17 protein-coding genes, 1 other RNA gene and 2 pseudogenes are annotated in these 16233 nt (G+C 39.3%); 16 read left to right on the plus strand and 4 right to left on the minus strand.

Annotated features, from left to right (window positions below; translation table 11 throughout):
• Nucleotides 1-23: 23 nt before the first annotated feature.
• The 16 genes and pseudogenes from ssrA to JZ784_RS00775 all read left to right on the plus strand — a co-directional run bounded on the left by ssrA (nucleotide 24) and on the right by JZ784_RS00775 (nucleotide 12103).
• Nucleotides 24-382: a transfer-messenger RNA gene (gene ssrA, locus JZ784_RS00700) on the plus strand.
• A gap of 180 nt (nucleotides 383-562) precedes the next feature.
• Entirely contained in the window at nucleotides 563-1792 is a 1230-nt protein-coding gene (locus JZ784_RS00705; RefSeq protein ID WP_346313441.1) for a tyrosine-type recombinase/integrase, read from the plus strand.
• Nucleotides 1793-1888: 96 nt separating this feature from the next.
• Nucleotides 1889-2860 carry a DUF6387 family protein gene (locus tag JZ784_RS00710; protein ID WP_346313442.1) on the plus strand — a complete coding sequence of 324 codons (972 nt, stop codon included), beginning with the start codon at nucleotides 1889-1891 and terminating at the stop codon, nucleotides 2858-2860.
• Between the two features lie 83 nt (nucleotides 2861-2943).
• Nucleotides 2944-3159 (plus strand): transcriptional regulator, encoded by a 216-nt coding sequence (locus tag JZ784_RS00715; protein ID WP_346313443.1) that lies wholly within the window; start codon nucleotides 2944-2946, stop codon nucleotides 3157-3159.
• Between the two features lie 2 nt (nucleotides 3160-3161).
• Nucleotides 3162-3872, plus strand: coding sequence for a phage antirepressor KilAC domain-containing protein (locus JZ784_RS00720; RefSeq protein WP_346313444.1), 711 nt, complete (start codon nucleotides 3162-3164; stop codon nucleotides 3870-3872).
• A 2-nt stretch (nucleotides 3873-3874) separates the two neighbouring features.
• Nucleotides 3875-4105: a KilA-N domain-containing protein gene (locus JZ784_RS00725; protein ID WP_346313445.1), complete on the plus strand. Its 231-nt coding sequence runs from the start codon at nucleotides 3875-3877 to the stop codon at nucleotides 4103-4105.
• Nucleotides 4084-4236, plus strand: a pseudogene (locus tag JZ784_RS00730) (integrase); the annotation flags it as partial. The gene JZ784_RS00725 and the pseudogene JZ784_RS00730, both read left to right, overlap by 22 nt.
• A 151-nt stretch (nucleotides 4237-4387) precedes the next feature.
• The gene (locus tag JZ784_RS00735) at nucleotides 4388-5068 is read left to right on the plus strand and encodes a hypothetical protein (RefSeq protein WP_346313446.1); all 681 of its coding nucleotides are present in this window, start codon (nucleotides 4388-4390) and stop codon (nucleotides 5066-5068) included.
• Between the two features lie 124 nt (nucleotides 5069-5192).
• On the plus strand, nucleotides 5193-5408 hold the full coding sequence (locus JZ784_RS00740; RefSeq protein WP_346313447.1) for a transcriptional regulator: 216 nt from the start codon (nucleotides 5193-5195) through the stop codon (nucleotides 5406-5408).
• Between the two features lie 2 nt (nucleotides 5409-5410).
• Nucleotides 5411-6118, plus strand: coding sequence for a phage antirepressor KilAC domain-containing protein (locus tag JZ784_RS00745; protein WP_346313448.1), 708 nt, complete (start codon nucleotides 5411-5413; stop codon nucleotides 6116-6118).
• Nucleotides 6119-6210: 92 nt separating this feature from the next.
• Nucleotides 6211-6504: a hypothetical protein gene (locus tag JZ784_RS00750; RefSeq protein ID WP_346314233.1), complete on the plus strand. Its 294-nt coding sequence runs from the start codon at nucleotides 6211-6213 to the stop codon at nucleotides 6502-6504.
• A gap of 2 nt (nucleotides 6505-6506) precedes the next feature.
• Nucleotides 6507-6809 carry a hypothetical protein gene (locus tag JZ784_RS00755; RefSeq protein WP_346313449.1) on the plus strand — a complete coding sequence of 101 codons (303 nt, stop codon included), beginning with the start codon at nucleotides 6507-6509 and terminating at the stop codon, nucleotides 6807-6809.
• Entirely contained in the window at nucleotides 6806-9259 is a 2454-nt protein-coding gene (locus tag JZ784_RS00760; protein WP_346313450.1) for a DUF927 domain-containing protein, read from the plus strand. The genes JZ784_RS00755 and JZ784_RS00760 overlap by 4 nt, the downstream gene beginning before the upstream one ends.
• Nucleotides 9260-9590: 331 nt before the next feature.
• Nucleotides 9591-9912, plus strand: a pseudogene (gene ssb, locus JZ784_RS00765) (single-stranded DNA-binding protein); the annotation flags it as partial.
• A gap of 186 nt (nucleotides 9913-10098) precedes the next feature.
• Nucleotides 10099-11289 (plus strand): Fic family protein, encoded by a 1191-nt coding sequence (locus JZ784_RS00770; protein ID WP_346313451.1) that lies wholly within the window; start codon nucleotides 10099-10101, stop codon nucleotides 11287-11289.
• 124 nt (nucleotides 11290-11413) lie between these two features.
• Entirely contained in the window at nucleotides 11414-12103 is a 690-nt protein-coding gene (locus tag JZ784_RS00775; protein WP_346313452.1) for a hypothetical protein, read from the plus strand.
• An 810-nt stretch (nucleotides 12104-12913) separates the two neighbouring features.
• On the opposite strand, the gene JZ784_RS00780 is transcribed toward JZ784_RS00775, so the two are convergent.
• The 4 genes from JZ784_RS00780 to JZ784_RS00795 form a co-directional block, all read right to left on the minus strand.
• Nucleotides 12914-14140: an acetamidase/formamidase family protein gene (locus tag JZ784_RS00780; protein WP_346313453.1), complete on the minus strand. Its 1227-nt coding sequence runs from the start codon at nucleotides 14138-14140 to the stop codon at nucleotides 12914-12916.
• Nucleotides 14141-14819: 679 nt separating this feature from the next.
• Nucleotides 14820-15074, minus strand: coding sequence for a hypothetical protein (locus tag JZ784_RS00785; RefSeq protein WP_346313454.1), 255 nt, complete (start codon nucleotides 15072-15074; stop codon nucleotides 14820-14822).
• 84 nt (nucleotides 15075-15158) lie between these two features.
• A complete protein-coding gene (locus JZ784_RS00790) occupies nucleotides 15159-15716 on the minus strand; it encodes a hypothetical protein (protein WP_346313455.1) in 558 nt (185 codons plus the stop codon).
• Between the two features lie 53 nt (nucleotides 15717-15769).
• The gene (locus JZ784_RS00795) at nucleotides 15770-16084 is read right to left on the minus strand and encodes a hypothetical protein (RefSeq protein WP_346313456.1); all 315 of its coding nucleotides are present in this window, start codon (nucleotides 16082-16084) and stop codon (nucleotides 15770-15772) included.
• Between the last annotated feature and the right edge of the window lie 149 nt (nucleotides 16085-16233).

Raw genomic sequence — 16233 nt, forward strand, 5'->3', positions numbered from 1 at the left:
TTATGCTATGATAGCTCTCAATTGGGGATGTTTCTGGCTTCGACGCTGGTGATGAAACTCATAGATGCATGCCGAGAGCGCATTTTCTCTCGTAAATCAAATTTGCATTTTTTAGTCGCAAACGACGAATCATACGCTCTAGCTGCCTAAGGGCAGCTTGTCCGCCTCTCCGAATACTTGTGGTTAGAGAGTCCGACTGAAGCGCACGCACACAAGTCCGTATAAAGTCAAGCCTCGGGGCTTTGTACTAAATTAAGAGGATCGCGATTTGTACCCTGTTCGTCGGGTCACAAAGAGTTAAAACAGTAGACGATATCTAAGCATGTAGTATTCTCGAGCGTAATGCTGGCGGACGCGGGTTCAACTCCCGCCATCTCCACCAAATACCTTCCAAAACATGGCAAAATATGCCAAGTTTTAAAACGAAAAGGCTTGATTCTAAAGGGATCAAGCCTTTTTTCTTGCCTATACATAACCAAACATAACTAGCTATAGTGTACATACGCCGTGTACACTGTCATGTACATTGCAATATTTGTTGAACTCGCTGGTGTACAAGCTCATGAAAAGAACAGATATAAAACGCCGTCCTTTATCAGATACCGTACTCGCTAACCTTGAGCCCGAATTAAAAGAGTATCGGGAGTTAGACGGCGAGGGGCTATATTTTCGTGTAAAGCCAGATGGTAAAAAAGCCTGGCTTTTTAGATATAAAAAGGCTGATGGTAAGTGGTCGTGGCTTGGGATAGGTACTTATCCTGAATTATCGGGTAAAGGTGCAAGAAAAAAAGCATCTGAGATTATTAAGGACATATCCCACGGTGATAATCCAATCATTACCAAACAAGAAAGGAATCGCCAAGAGCTTGAACAAAATAATGCAACCTTTGAAATATTGGCTCGTGAGTGGCTGGAGACCAAAGTAAATACCTGGGTACATGACACTATGACCAGAAATAAGGGCGCATTAGAAAAGCATGTATTTCCTGTTTTTGGCAAACGCTTGTACACCAGCATAAAGCCTATTGAATGGATGAACCATTTAAAAGGTATTCAGCAGAAGCAAGGCATCTATGAACAGGTAAGCCGTGTTCGGGCAATGTGTCGTGATATTTATGATTACGCAAAGGTCACAGGGCGAATTGATTACAACCCACTAGAGGGCATTCAGAAGTATCTACAGCAGGGTAAAAAAGAAAATATAGCCCATGTGAGTGAGGCAGAGTTGCCGGCATTAATCAGGGCAATCAATAATTACCCGACTATGGATGTGCGTATGGGCCTGCAGCTTCTAGCTATGCTGTTTTGCCGACCTACTGAGCTAAGGGGGGCTAAATGGGATGAGTTCGACCTAGAGCAGGGCCTTTGGAATATTCCCGAAGAACGCATGAAGAAACGCCGTGAGCATGTTGTGCCTTTACCTAAGCAAGCATTAGCGATACTTCAAGAATTAAAAACCTATGAAACTAATTCTGAGTATCTATTTCCAAGCAGATCGGACAAGAGCAAACCAAAATCGGATACAGTTTTTATCATGGCTTTACGGCGCATGGGGTATGAGGGCAGACAGACACCACATGGTTTTAGACATATCGCCAGTACGTTACTCAATAATCGCGGCTTTGATGAGCGGCATATTGAATCAGCTTTAGCTCATGTAAAAGACGGTGTAGCAGGGGTATACAACAAGGCCCAGTATTTAGATGATAGGGCAAACATGATGCAGTGGTATGCAAACCATTTAGAAGAAATAGCGGATCAAAGCATCATTCAATTTAAAAAGACTAAGTGACGACTTGTGTCGCAGAATATATCAAAACATACACAATTATAATTAAATATCGTTTATATTCAGTTTGCTAGGTCTAGCCTGATGGGCGAAAGTCGGATGCCCAATCCGATTGGCTTAGCTACGTATTGGGATGCTGTGGGAGGCGTAATGAAAAGAATTAAAAATATTGGTGATATACCAAGTTTTTTAAGTAATCAAAGGTATGATGATTTTTACCAAGACTTATCCGAGAATAAGCTAAAAAAAGAAATAGGTAAAAGACAGAGCCTCTTTTCAAGAGTGGAGCGCGTACTGAAGAATACCTATTTTATTGAGGATGACTACACTCAAGACAAAAAGAAAAGTAAAAGACTGAATAAAAAAAATAGTAAGAAAAAAATCATTACCGTTAAAACGACACGAAGTATCACCATCAATGGGGTAAAAAAAATACTACCTCCATTTCCTCCAAAAACTAAAGATGAGTTAATTCAAGACGAACGGGATTCTATTGTTAGAGGCATTTTGAGTTTTACAACATCTCTATGGCGGGATACTCCCTACGGCAGAAGATTGAATTATCAAAGCTCAGATTTTACTCTTTTCCCCGGATTTAATTGTGATGACTCACCCATTATCACCCCCATCATGAATCACAACGACTATCATAATTTCAGAGATATAAATAGATTTTTTGACGTTTTGCCACGAAATTTAGATGACTATATAAAGATGCCAAACATATATATTAATTTAGACTTTTCAGATGATGCAATAATTGAGGAGTTTAAAAATCAGTTGGTAGCATTACGAGAAAATCAAAATCACAAGCCAATTTACTCAAAGACTAAATCCTATATAGATAAACTTATAAATTTCCGTATTTTACAGGTCATGGACTTACTTATATGGCAATCTATCACTAATCACCATATCCGATACGATACCTTAGCATTATTTTTATATCCACAAGGGCAATTTTCAGGGAAGCAATTAAAAGAAACTATTATACCTTTATTAAAAAATCTTTTAGATTCAAAAAGTAATGAGTCTGGTTTTTTTTATTACATCGTAAATAAAAAACGATGAAAAATAATCTTTATTCGATTTCAACACTTTAAAAACTTAATAATCCCACAATTGCTCATATCTTTTCATATATGGGCATTTTTATGACTATTCAACCAATCCGTATTCAATTTAAAACAGCTTGTGAGTCATTGGGAGTAAGCCGTGAAGCACTGCACCATAAAGTACGTACCGATGCCTCTTTTTCACGCTCGATCAGAGAAGGTGATACCAAACAAGCGCCAGTCTATTTCGACTATGCTGAGCTTGTAGACTGGCATAACAGCCAAAAGCAAAGCCTTGCAGTATTGGAGGCTTAATCATGAAACAATTAGTAAATCTTTCTGCTGCTTCAATGTCTAGCATGTATATCTCTGAGTTAGTTCAATCTCGCCATGGCAAAGTAAAACAATCTATTGAAAGACTTGTAGAGCGCGGTGTGATTATTCAACCCCCAATGGGGGATGAACAATCTATTGACACTATGGGGAGATCCAGAAGTACGCAAGTTTATGTATTTTCAGGTGAGCAAGGTAAGCGCGATAGCATTATTGTCGTAGCACAATTATACCCTGAATTCACAGCGCGACTGGTCGACGGCTGGCAAGAGCTGGAAAAACAGGTTAAGTATACTAATCTTGACCTACACGATCCTTATGCCCTACGCCGTGCCTTATTGGACTATACCGAGCAAGTCATTCACCTTGAAACACAAAATCACTCTCTTGAATGTACGATCGACACCATTACTCAAACACCTTCAGGTGTGAAATTTCAGCAAGCCTGCAAAATTCTGAATATCAAGCGCCAAGTTTTAGCTGATTGGTTGCGTTCTCATGGTTGGGATCGAAGATTGCAAAAAGCTCGTGCATCAACTCACTACAGCCAAGAACGAGGTTATTGTGAAACCAAATATGAAGAAGTGACGAGAGTCAAAACGAATGGTGAGTTAGGAAGCTACAGCAAGATTGAATTCTTTATTCTACCTAAGGGCATGCAAGTACTGGCCAAATATTTTGGCAAGGTAGGGTAGCTATGAAAGGGTTAATCACTTCTCAATACAATGGCCAAGAACTCAGTTTTAGTGAACAAGGCTGGTTTAATGCTACTCAAGCAGCAAGTCGTTTTAATAAAAAGCCTAATGACTGGCTACGTTTACCTGATACGCAGCGCTATGTTGATGCTCTGATAAAAAGAGAAGGTCAAAAAAGTGATACGAGATTATCCCGCATCACTGATTTTGTAAAAACCCAGAAGCCCATCTAAAGGATGGGGAAACAGGAGTATATAACAATGCCTAGTACCTACAGGATAGGGCAAACATGATGCAGTGGTATGCAAACTATTTAGAAGAAATAGCGGATCAGGCAGTGATTCAGTTTAAAAAGGTTAAGTGACATTCCTTGTCGCACTAATGCCAAGATATACACATATATAGCTCAATATCATTTATATTCAGTTTGCTAAGTCTAGGCTGATCCTCGAAAGTCAAATTCCTAACTCGATTGGCTTAGCTATTTTTTTGGGGATACTTGGGAGTATAAAACAATGTTTGGCGAGTTTAGTGATGAGGGGAATGTAGATTTAGATTTATCTGATGAGTTAAATAGGGATGCAATCTCATTTTTGCGGGAAACTTATGATGAAGAAGGATATTTACTTAATAGCTTTTTTCGGATTTTTCAAATCCTAGGAATTGATGACAGGCTATTGATTGGCAATCTAATGAAGGATATATACTCCAAAAAACCGCCTTATGATTATGACCAAGAATGTTTTAACGACGATCCTAATATAACAATAATAAGAGAAAACTCTCAAATTCAGCTCTATGCTGAAGGGTATGTCCGCTTATCACGTGCTTATCATCTTTTTTATGAAGGTTATTCAATTCTCAATAATTCAGAATGCATTACCTCAAACGACTTATGCTTTACTATTGATTGTATTGATGAAATTTACATTGCAATAGGTGCAACTTATGCATATTTAATGCTCAATCATTCTTTAACTACAAATATATCAGATAAAAGTATACATTCACTTGGGGGTACAAGTAGAGCAAAAAAATATGAAGCTCTAAAAGGTGAGGTTTTTAAAAAGTGGAAAATTGGTCGCTTTCACTCTTATGCAGAATGCGCTAGAGAGTATGCTGTAAAATATGGACTTAGCACAAAAACAGTAGAAAGCTGGCTTTCAAAAGAATTTAGCAAGGCCAAAGAAGCATAAACACCTATATGCTAGCACAATGGGTAAGATGCAAGCACAATACCCATTGTGCTAGAAGAAGTATTTTTAGCAAATAAAATCATCAACATACTAAGCCTATATTAATTCATATATGGGCTTTTTTATGACTATCAAACCAATCCGTGTCCAATTTAAAACTGCTTGTGAACTGCTGGATATAAGCCGCGAATCATTGCGCCATATCGTGCGTACAGATGCCTCATTTCCTCGGCCAATTAAAACAGGGGATACCAAGCAGGCAGCAGTCTATTTCGACTATGCCGAGCTTGTAGACTGGCATAACAGCCAAAAACAAAGTCTCGCAGTATTGGAGGCTTAATCATGAATCTATTAGCACCTTTTTCAGGTATTAAAATGGATCATTTAGAAATTGCTAATTTGGTCCATAAACGTCCCGATAATGTTAAGCGAACTATTGAAAGCCTTATAGATACTAGCGTTATTTCCTATCCTCAAATTGAGGATGGGATTAAATCGGCAAATGGGGTAATACCTAAAATTTATGTCTTTTCTGGTGAGCAAGGTAAGCGCGATAGCATTATTGTTGTAGCGCAGTTATGTCCTGAATTAACAGCACGCTTGGTAGATCGTTGGCAAGAACTAGAAAAACAGGTTAAGTCTACCAATGTCGACCTACATGACCCTCATGCCTTACGCCGTGCTTTGCTGAATTACACCGAGCAAGTCATTCACTTAGAAACACAGAACCAGTCGCTTGAGCGAACGATCGACGCAATCACTCAAACACCTGCAGGTGTGAAATTTCAGCAAGCTTGCAAGATCCTGAATATAAAACAAGCCGTCCTTGCGAATTGGCTTCGTCAGCATAGCTGGGACCGGAAGTTAAACAATACTCGGGCATCGACTTACTACAGCCAAAAGTGTGGTTACTGCGAAACTAAGTATGAGGAAGTGGCCCGAATACGCCCGAATGGAGATCCGTATACATTCACCAAAATTGAGTTTTTCATTCTACCTAAGGGTATGCAAGTACTGGCCAAATATTTTGGTAAGGCGGAAACAGCATGAGTATCCGGTTATCAGCAACGTTTGTTTCTTATCGAAATGAACGTTGTGATTTACCTGCTGTTTCTAAAGTGTCTAAAGCATTAATTTTAGGAATTTTGATTTTAGGCCTTGAAAGCTGTCATTTGCCTAGCTATGCTAACGGCGTTCAGTGCAAAATCACTGAATTAGCTTTGGTCGGCTATAAATTTTCAAACGGCGCACAGTCCGCAAGGGCTTTTTTTGTGCGTGAAATCTCTATGCGTTCGCATGTTATGGCGGAGCTGGAGAGGGACACTTTCGAGTGTGCAGGTAACCGTTTGAGCCTGTCGACCAACCCTTTTCGGCTTCGCCACCCTCATTTGGTCGTGAATGGTGAAGCTCCTTTAAAATCAAGCGGAGCGCATTAATCATGCCTACACAAATTAATTCTAATAACACGCCTAAGACTTATAATGCTGGTGATTTGGTCGATGCTTATTCACTGGCTGAATGTGATATGCAGTGGATGAGTGTTGCAATCACAGACATTAAAAAACGCTTAAAAGAAATTAAAAGAGAGCTTGGTAATAAGGGTGTGATTGGTTTTTATGACTTAGAACATGTTGTAGATATGTACCAGTACATTGCTGAAAATCGCTTAAGCCATTATTCCGATGAAACTGAAGCCTATCAAGTAGAATTGGAAGCAAATAAAAAGGCGGTGACACTATGAATATCACCACCTCCATCAAACCCGACACTATCTTAGCAAATTGCACGGTGCTTAATCCACTGGATGAAACATATCTAAATCATCCCATCATTGAGCGTTTTGGCAGTCCATCACAGCCGATCTATGTCGACCAATGCAAGGTAGAGATTAACGGCAGCCGGTACGAAAGCCCTTTAATCCTACCTATCGTGAATGGGCAGCTGAAGCTTGTTCAATGCGCCGTACTGCAGGATAAAAAGTCGGTTCAAGTCATCCCTGACGGCTTGGCCAACGGCTTTGCTTGCTACGGGAACCTGCAGAAAGATCACCCTGTCATTATCACTTGCAGCCTGGAGGCATTCTTTAAGATTGCCCAGACAGGTTGCGCCGCGGCATTGGTGATATTGCCCACCCTATGCAATGCCAAACAGGCTGCACTCAAGCCGTTTGATTTTGAGCAGATTCAATTTGCCATTAATCAGTTGTCACAGGCCGGATATACCCAGCTCTATATGCCAGTGCGCCCTGAGCATATCAAGCTGGAGGCATTCCAAAGCCTTGAGAAAAATACTGCAGTTAGATTATTAAACCAATATACAGAGTACGGCGAAGGCTCTTTTTTGACAGAGCTCTATCAAGAAGATGATTCGGATGAGGTCAAAGCATTTATTCAGCTGGCCATTGAGCGACTGCTTGCAAATAAGCTGCTACCTAAAGGCCATTTGGCCAAGCCTTTCAGGATGGATGACGGTGCATTCCTGCATATTCTGGACAATGGCCTCTACCTGATCAAAGAAAAAAGGGATGAGGATGGGGAGCTTAAACAGACCCGTACTTTTATCTGCCATTCAGCCATTATATTAGGTGAAGCGCGCAGTTTGAATAATGACAACTGGAAGCGCGTTATTCAGTTCCACGACAAGGACAATACTCTGCACCGGCTGCTGATCCCCTATGAGCATTTCATGGGGGAAGCGCAGGAAGCCTTAAAGATTATTGCCAATCATGGCCTGATGCCTCCGCGCCAAGCCTATAAAAAAAACGTATTCATTAACTACATTCAGGATTACCCGATAGAGCAGCGCTTCCGCTGTGTAGACCGCGCCGGATGGCATGGCTGCTGTTTCGCTACGCCCAATAAAACCTATGGCGCCAGCGAAGATGAAGAGCTGCTTTTTCACAGTGACAGCAAAAGCCCTTATACCGTATCCGGGAGCTTTGAGGAATGGCGTGAGCTGAGCCGGCTGATTGAGCCTCACGCTTTAGCGGTATTAGCATTCTCATGTGCCTTTTCCGGGCAGCTGGTTTTGCCTTTAGGCGCGGAAAGCGGAGGCTTTCATATCTACGGCTCATCAACGGACGGCAAAAGCACCATTACCAAGGCCTCATGCAGCGTGTGGGGCAATCCCAAGCATATTTCTAAGTCATGGCGGACAACTGATAACGCTTTAGAGAATGAAGCAGAATTGAGAAATGACAGCTTTTTAAACCTTGATGAGCTGCGCCAGGCGGTGCCGAAAGCCGTATCTGATATTGTTTATATGCTTACTGGCGGACAGGGCAAAGCCAGAAGCACCAAGGCCGGCAAAAACCGCGATGCCAAGCAATTCAGCCTGATGTACACCTCAACCGGCGAAGTCACACTTGAAGAGCATTTGCGCCGTGGCAATATCGAGCTGGATGCTGGGCTGCTACTGCGCTTCGCGCATATCCCCAGTGATGCCGGCAAAGGATACGGCGTATTTGACTGCATCAACTATGGCGCAGCGCCGCAGGATATCGGCGGCCGTATAAATGAGCTGGCATCAAAGCACTACGGCCACGCGGGCATTAAATGGCTGGAGTATCTGACCCAGGATAAAGATGCCGTGATGCAGAACGCCCAAGCCCTGATGGCCAGCTTTATTGAACAGCACAGCCAGACAAAGAATGGACAGGCCAGCCGTGTTTTGCGCCGTTTCGCGCTGGTGGCGGCTGCCGGTGAACTCGCGGCGCAGGCCGGTATCACAGGATGGGCGCAGGGCCGCGCATTTGAAGCTGTGACGCAATGTTTCCACACTTGGCTGGGTAATCTGGGCAATGGTGAAAACATGGAGGAAACGAAAGTTCTTGAGCATATCAAGGCATTCTTTGAGGCCAACGGCACAAGCCGCTTTGAAAACCTGACCGTAATCCGGCATGCGGATGGCGAAGTGATGCGCCCGCGCATCCATAACCGTGTCGGCTACTATGACCCTGAAGAAAAAACTTACCTTGTATCGCCAACCATGTTTAAAAAGGAAATGTGCATCGGGATGAATGAAGCCAGCGTGAAAAAGGCATTGATCGGACACGGCTGGATTAAGGAATTTGTCGAGGGCGGTAAAAAGCTCTATGTGAAGAAATCCAGCAGCGCCCTGCCTGACGGCACACGGCCCCGAATGATGCATTTCAGCGCAGAAGCCATGCAGAGCCTGGATAATGAAATCTAGAAATAATATTTATAAGGTGGACGCAGTGGACAAGGTGGACATAGAGATATTTATTTTAGCTAAGATACTGTTATATATAGATATTTCTATGTCCACTTTATATAAATATATCTATTTTAATAGGTGGGCATAAGGTGGACACGATTCAACCCAATTTATTCTGTCCACTTCATCTATTTTTTATGTCCACTTTTTTACTATTCATATTTATATACAGGTGGATTTATTTAATTATTTAAAATCATGTAGATAGTTAATTAAGTCCACTTTGTCCACCATGTCCACCTCAAAACAGACACATACATGAGCCAATAGGATAAGAGAAAGAAAAATGCTAAACGTAAATAAAGCTATTGTCATGGGCGTATTAGGCCGTGACCCTGAAACAAAGAATTTCACCAATCGTGGAAGCATTACCACATTCAGCGTGGCTACATTTGAGTTCTGGAAAGACAAGATCACTGGTGAGTGTAGAGGCTACAGAGTGGCACAGAATCTCCACCATTAACCGTTTAGCAAAGATTGCCAGTAAGTACCTAAAGAAAGGTGGAAAGGTCTATGTAGAAGGTTCATTCCGTGCACGTAAATGGAAAGACCAAAGCGGAAATGAAAAGGAAGTGACAGAAATTAGAGCCGATGTACTGCAATTACTATGATGCTTATATGTCCCTTTGATGGGACTTTAAATATTTGATAAAAAAGAATAAAAAATAACCTATGAAATCTTTGACATTTTCTTTGACATTTTCTTTGACATTTTCTTTGGTAATATTTGACTAAGTGTATGAAATAAAATATTAATGTAGTGACATTTTCTTTGACATTTTTACTGACAAAATATGCCTGAACAAAGTAAAACATGGGTAGATGATACTACACTTAGAGTTATGACCTACAAGTCAGGCTCCTTTACATTTCAGCTGGGTTTTGAGCTAGACGAAGTTCAAGCCATGCTAGATAGGGTTAATGATTCACAGAATCGCTTTAATAAGACTCCAAGCCTTCCATTGATTATTGATCAGGTTCAGGAAAAGGTACTTGCAAGCAGTATTTATAGTACGAATACGATTGAGGGTGGGCAATTTACAGAACAAGAAACAGCAGATATTTTAAAACAAGACCCCAAGACTATTCAAAAGTCAGAGGAAAGAAGGCTTACAAACCTAAAAGAATCCATAGATTGGATTAAAGGGCAGAGCTCTAAGAAGTTGTCACCACTATCAGGTAGCGCATTTTTATTAGAAACAATATTCCATTTACACATACTTGTTTCACAGAATCTTTCTGAACAGCATAATCCTGCTGGACAATTGCGGAATAATCAGCCTACACAGAAAACAATTGTTGGTAATGAAGTACACGGGGGAACGTATAGACCACCTAAATGTATAGAGGATATTGAGTATCTTATACAGGCTTGGGTTGAGTGGTTAAATAGCCCAAGCATAATTAATCAACCTGTAATTATTAGAGCATGTTTAGCGCATTACTATTTTGAGTTGATTCATCCATTTTGGGATGGAAATGGACGTACAGGGCGATTAATTGAAATGCTTATATTAGAGCAATCTGGGTATAGATTTAGTTCGTCGGCTATCTGGAAATACTATCAAACGAATATCCATGAATATTTCGCATTATTTAATCAATGTAGAAAACATGCCGAACGAAAGTTAGCTAATCCCAATCAGCTATTTATTGCATTCGTGCTTAAGGGAATGTTTGAAACAATCGAATATCTACATGATGAAAGCAATAGACTGATTGAGTTTTTGCTGTATCAAACAGCATTGAATAATGCCAAATTTGATAAGAAAATTTCAGATAGACAATTTAACTTAATTCATACCGTACTTATTGTTTGTGGGGAGAATAAAAAGCATTTCTCTAAAGCAGAGTTGTACAGAATACCAAGAATACAAATCTTATTCAGTGGGAAGACAGATAGAACATTCTATCGAGATATTGATAAGTTAATCGAAATGAATTTTTTATCTGAGCAAGATGGACTGATTTTTGTAGGTAACTAGTAGTAAATAAATTAGCCTCCTGAGTAGGGGGGCTTTTTATTGACGAGTACAGTTTTTCGCAGGTCGCCCTTTAAAAGGATGTTCTATTAGTTAGAATTAGTATTTTTAAATAGCATTGGAATGTATGAAGAAGAAAACTTTAGAAGATAAGATAAGACAAGTCGGATTTTGGACTGTTATAGGGGTATTCTTGTACCTGGTGATGGCATTCTTTCTGAAAAGCAACTACCCAATTTATGAATATGACTTTAATCGATCTGTTGCATATGATGTTATAAAAGATGCTCTTACTTTAGGTGCTGCCTTCCTTGCACCGGTGGCTGCATTTGTTCTTTTTAGTGATTGGCGGAGTGAACACAAAATAAAAAGTACACTTCAGCTTTTAGATAATTTAAATGACTTATCATCCCATATTAAAAATGGGTTTGGTTTTTATAATGCTAAAATTATCCTAGACAAAGAGATAAGCATGGATGAATTCAGAAATAGGGAAGATCGTCAAAAACTACTATGGCAACTTATAGAATTAAAAAAAATGAATAATAAATTTTTAGAAAAAAATGAAAAAATACAGATTTATCAAAATTTAATAATTACCTTTGAGGAATTAGCTAATAAAGCTCTAGGTGACTTACATATATTGGAGTATTTTTCTTTTAGAAAAGCTCAGGATAAAAATTTAATAGAATTTGAATACAATCAAAGGAATTATACAGAAAACACTCAAAAATATGATGAAAAATTTAAAAAATTAGAAGATCTTTTGAAAGAAATTACTAATCAAGCAGTTGATGTAAAAGAATCTATTCTGTGAAGCTGAATAGAAATTGAATATTAATAAGTGTTCAATTACACAGTATAAAAAGTCCTCAATTTGGGATTGTAGTTCATTTATAGCCCTTGTTTTGTCGTTCTACGTCGTACAAGGAACGCCGTATTTTAGATATACAAGTACCTTTGATTTACCTTGACAGCACCCTAAAATCGCGTCAAAGCCTTATCAAATAAGCATTACAGTTATTTTATGAAAACTGCATTTCGTCATGCTACGTCATGCAAAATGGCATAATTTTAGAGATACAAGGACAGCTCATTTTTGTTTTACAACCCACTCAATTAAATTCGAATGCTTGCCAGGCACTATAAGGGATACGGCGATTTTTGATCTTTAATTTCGTATCACTACGTATCACAAGATAGTTGAAAAGGACCTATTCCATCTAAGTAATTTTTTGCTTTACGCTAAATTATATTGAATGGCATATAAGCCATATATAGAAAGGCATACAAGGGGGGAGGGCTTTTATAAAAATTGCCTTTCGTATAGCTACGTATAGCAAAAAAAAGACCTTGAATCTTGCATGACAAGGTATCTGTATTTTGTTTGACAAGATGCCTTTGAAATCATCCCTAAAAATACATTCAAAGCTAGGCTACATAAGGGTTTTAGAGGATTTATTGAAAATGCGTTTTGTCAAGCTACGTCAAACAAGAAAAACGTGCTCTGTCTTTCTACGGCGTACAAAAATTACTATTAATGATCGAAAAAAATATTAATTAACCCCTTGAAAGCCAGACCATGCATTTAGCTTTCAGGGGGGTATTCCTTATGATAATTTTATTATTATTTTTGTTCTTCACTAAACTCTTTAAAGTCCGCCTTACGTATTTTCGCGTGGATTCCTTTGGTTTTATCCACTACCTGTGAAACTTCAAAATCTGTAGCAGCACTTAAATAAGCATAGGCAATTGCCTCATCAATACCGTACTCCTGATTTAAAAAGCGAATTGCTTCACGAGTAGATTTTTTCATTGCTTCATCTAAATCTACATCTAAACCTGGTGTAATCCAAAATTCAGCATTCTCTGCTAAAGGTTGTACAATTTCCTTACCAGGAATCTTATCTTTACCTTGTTTTAATAGCGTAAATTTAAGAGTTGCACGAGCAGATGCTTCAAGTGCTGTTAAAGCCACTTCACCATCTCCTTGTGCAAAATGGCTATCACCTGTGTAGAACAGAGCGCCTTTGACTTGCACAGGATAATAAGCTGTTGATCCAGCACCTAATTCATTGATGTCAATGTTACCGCCATACATTGCAGGCGGAACAGAATGAACAGGCTCGGAGGTATTAGCAGCTACGCCCATAATGCCCATAAATGGATAAAGTGGGAAACGAATAGACTTACCTGATTCTGTTTTTAGGACACCTTCATACTCACCTTTGGAATTTTTTTCTATAGGGGTAAATACTGAAACATTACCATATCGTTCAGGATGGGCAGCGGAGGCATTTTCTTGTTTTGGCTTTTTCGGAAATTCACCAACTAGAGCACCTTTACCATGACGGTTGGAGATGACGCCATAAGGAACACGTGGCTCAACCTTAATCACTTCTACTTTTAATATATCACCCGGTTGAGCATCTTGAATTTCAACAGGTCCAGTCACAATGTGCGGACCATCTTTATGAAAATCATGATTCAATTTAGATTGAGTAATTTTTTTTGCTTCATCTAAAATATATTCGGGTTTAACACCTTTTGATTTAAAGAACTTTTCTGCATCTCGTCCTTGATCTTCAAGTAAACCTTCATGCGAAACTGTGTCAAAAGTCACCACGCTGCCAGATGGAACAGAAATGACAGGCTTAGCATCTTTATTTGGCAAATATCCCCAAGTAATCGTATTTAAAGTTGAAGGTACATAATAGTTACCTTTGTATTCACCATCTTTTAGCTGAACAGGTTTGTTTGATATTTGCTTAAGAACATTAAAATTTTCAGCATAAGCTGCTGAAGTACCAAGAGCACTAAAAACAAATAGTGGAATGAGTGTGTGCTTAAACATAGAACATACCTTTAATAATTGAAAAATAAAAATATTGTAAATTCGTCTACAGCAAATTTCATGCCACGGTAAAGCTGAGTTTATTGAATAATTTAAATGAAAAATGCACTATTTTCTTACAGTCACTCGATCTAATCAGGTGCATAAGTGAGTAAGAGGCATAAAAGGCCGTTACTTATTCACTCAAAATTGAAACTTCAATTTTATGTCGCAAGTAATGTGAAAAATTACCTATTTGATCTAAGTACTTCTAAGTAATTTTTGTTTTACAGCGTATTGATGGAAATTGATAAGAAGACCATATAGAAAAAGGCTTACAGCAGAATGGTGGTTTTCATTTCGTAAAACTACGTAAAACAAGATTATTGTAAATCAACTGGATGAGTGGGTATTTGGTACACCTTAATTACTCTTACGCCACTCACGTTTAAATGGCATAAAAGTAGGCCTAAACCTATACGGCACAAGCTTTACATCACTTTTGACGATAAGGTGTTTGGTAAGACTACGTAAGGGTAAGTCTACAAAATCCCCGCAGACAGCAGACTTAAAATCTTTCCCTGATGAGTTTCTACTGAGATACGATGAAAAATAGCCTATAAACCAGATATAACAAGAGTTATCGCTATTTTGAGGAAACACCATTCCATCAAGGTACATCAAGGAAAACCAGTTAGATTTAAAATCCATTGGCTCTAATATTGGTCACTTCATTTTCATTGCTACTTTGATCTTTCATTCGCAAATCATTAATCAGCTGGGCTGAAGCAACAAACTTGCTTAATGCAGTATTTTTATCATTAGCCCATTCTGCAGGGATTAAATCAGCTATCTCCAGCAGTTTATCCATTGCCCGGGGGTGAGCCTCTCCAAACTTGTTTTTGTAGTATTTATAGTTTGAAATTTCAGTTTTAATCTTTTCCGCAATATTCATTCCAATGGCCCTTAGTCTGCCGCATGCAGGGCCGGCCATTGCATGCGGGTGAGGATTTTATTCAATTAAGCATTTGAAGCAGCATTACTGCGTATAGAGGACTGTTTCTTTAATCGTGCGGGCTTCTTCATAAATCGCATCAAGGCGTTTATTCAGATGAATTTCCGCTTCATTCTTTTGTTTGATTTCTTGCAGGGTTTGTTGCTCATCCAGTGCTTCACCCATATCCAAAACAGCTTGGATCTGCTGCTCTGTAAAGTTTTCCGCCTTTAATCTTTTTTCTTGCTGCACGTGGATCTCTTTTTTACGCTGTAGGCCTTTTTGCAATGCCGCAGCTTCTGCCTTAATGCTCTCGATATCTAAGCGGATTTGATTCAATTCTTCCTGATGCTGAGCAATATGGCTGTCGTAGGCTTCTACTGCTTTTATTTTTCGCTGTTTCTGCTGTGCTTCAAGGCGCTCATATTCTTCGCAGAGCCTGGTATATGCGCTTTCTACACTGATTTTATGATCATGTGCGACAGACAGCAGTAATTTTGCTGTATCCGTGATAATGCCTTCATGCGCGAGGCCTGCCTGTTTCAGCGCAAGGTCTGCACTTAGAATTACAGCAGCAGCTTTGGATTGATTGCTGGAAGTCATCTTTAATTACTCTTGAATGAACGATGCAGGCATTATTTATTAGTTTGTTTTATTTAATTCCGCGCTGTTCCAGACTCCAAAATTGTTTTGATCCCAGCGATTTCATTTTCAAGATCCTGTTTTTCCTGTTCAAAGTCCAGCTTTGAAAGCTTCCTTAAAACCTTATCCTGTTTTCTCATCAATTGATTCAGCTCCGCACATGAGAACTTTATAAAGCTGGAGCGCGCGTTCTGGCTTGAGGCCTTTTTTCCATCTTCTGTTATTGGGCCGGTGGATTTAAGCCAGGGCTTATTTTGCATAATCCGTTCACGCTGTTTTCTCCTACGTTCAGGTGTCCAGCTTTTTTTATAGTTGGGAGAGGTGGTCATTCTGTGTCAAATCCATAGCCAAACGAACTGAATAATAGGTCTAAAATCTGACGTTAAAAATGACTAGTTCCACTGGCTTTAAATTAATGAATTATATAGAAATATTTTTAGGCGATTAAACGTCAAAAATAATGTCATTTTGACCAAAA

Source organism: Acinetobacter sp. CWB-B33 (assembly GCF_039655955.1).
In the GTDB taxonomy this organism is placed as follows: Bacteria; Pseudomonadota; Gammaproteobacteria; order Pseudomonadales; family Moraxellaceae; genus Acinetobacter; species Acinetobacter bouvetii.

Bases quoted from the DNA above. Each gene is read 5' to 3' on its own strand.
- JZ784_RS00705 (WP_346313441.1), top strand. From the start codon at position 563: ATGAAAAGAACAGATATAAAACGCCGTCCTTTATCAGATACCGTACTC.
- JZ784_RS00710 (WP_346313442.1), top strand. From the start codon at position 1,889: ATGCCCAATCCGATTGGCTTAGCTACGTATTGGGATGCTGTGGGAGGC.
- JZ784_RS00715 (WP_346313443.1), top strand. From the start codon at position 2,944: ATGACTATTCAACCAATCCGTATTCAATTTAAAACAGCTTGTGAGTCA.
- JZ784_RS00720 (WP_346313444.1), top strand. From the start codon at position 3,162: ATGAAACAATTAGTAAATCTTTCTGCTGCTTCAATGTCTAGCATGTAT.
- JZ784_RS00725 (WP_346313445.1), top strand. From the start codon at position 3,875: ATGAAAGGGTTAATCACTTCTCAATACAATGGCCAAGAACTCAGTTTT.
- JZ784_RS00735 (WP_346313446.1), top strand. From the start codon at position 4,388: ATGTTTGGCGAGTTTAGTGATGAGGGGAATGTAGATTTAGATTTATCT.
- JZ784_RS00740 (WP_346313447.1), top strand. From the start codon at position 5,193: ATGACTATCAAACCAATCCGTGTCCAATTTAAAACTGCTTGTGAACTG.
- JZ784_RS00745 (WP_346313448.1), top strand. From the start codon at position 5,411: ATGAATCTATTAGCACCTTTTTCAGGTATTAAAATGGATCATTTAGAA.
- JZ784_RS00755 (WP_346313449.1), top strand. From the start codon at position 6,507: ATGCCTACACAAATTAATTCTAATAACACGCCTAAGACTTATAATGCT.
- JZ784_RS00760 (WP_346313450.1), top strand. From the start codon at position 6,806: ATGAATATCACCACCTCCATCAAACCCGACACTATCTTAGCAAATTGC.
- JZ784_RS00770 (WP_346313451.1), top strand. From the start codon at position 10,099: ATGCCTGAACAAAGTAAAACATGGGTAGATGATACTACACTTAGAGTT.
- JZ784_RS00775 (WP_346313452.1), top strand. From the start codon at position 11,414: ATGAAGAAGAAAACTTTAGAAGATAAGATAAGACAAGTCGGATTTTGG.
- JZ784_RS00780 (WP_346313453.1), bottom strand. From the start codon at position 14,140: ATGTTTAAGCACACACTCATTCCACTATTTGTTTTTAGTGCTCTTGGT.
- JZ784_RS00785 (WP_346313454.1), bottom strand. From the start codon at position 15,074: ATGAATATTGCGGAAAAGATTAAAACTGAAATTTCAAACTATAAATAC.
- JZ784_RS00790 (WP_346313455.1), bottom strand. From the start codon at position 15,716: ATGACTTCCAGCAATCAATCCAAAGCTGCTGCTGTAATTCTAAGTGCA.
- JZ784_RS00795 (WP_346313456.1), bottom strand. From the start codon at position 16,084: ATGACCACCTCTCCCAACTATAAAAAAAGCTGGACACCTGAACGTAGG.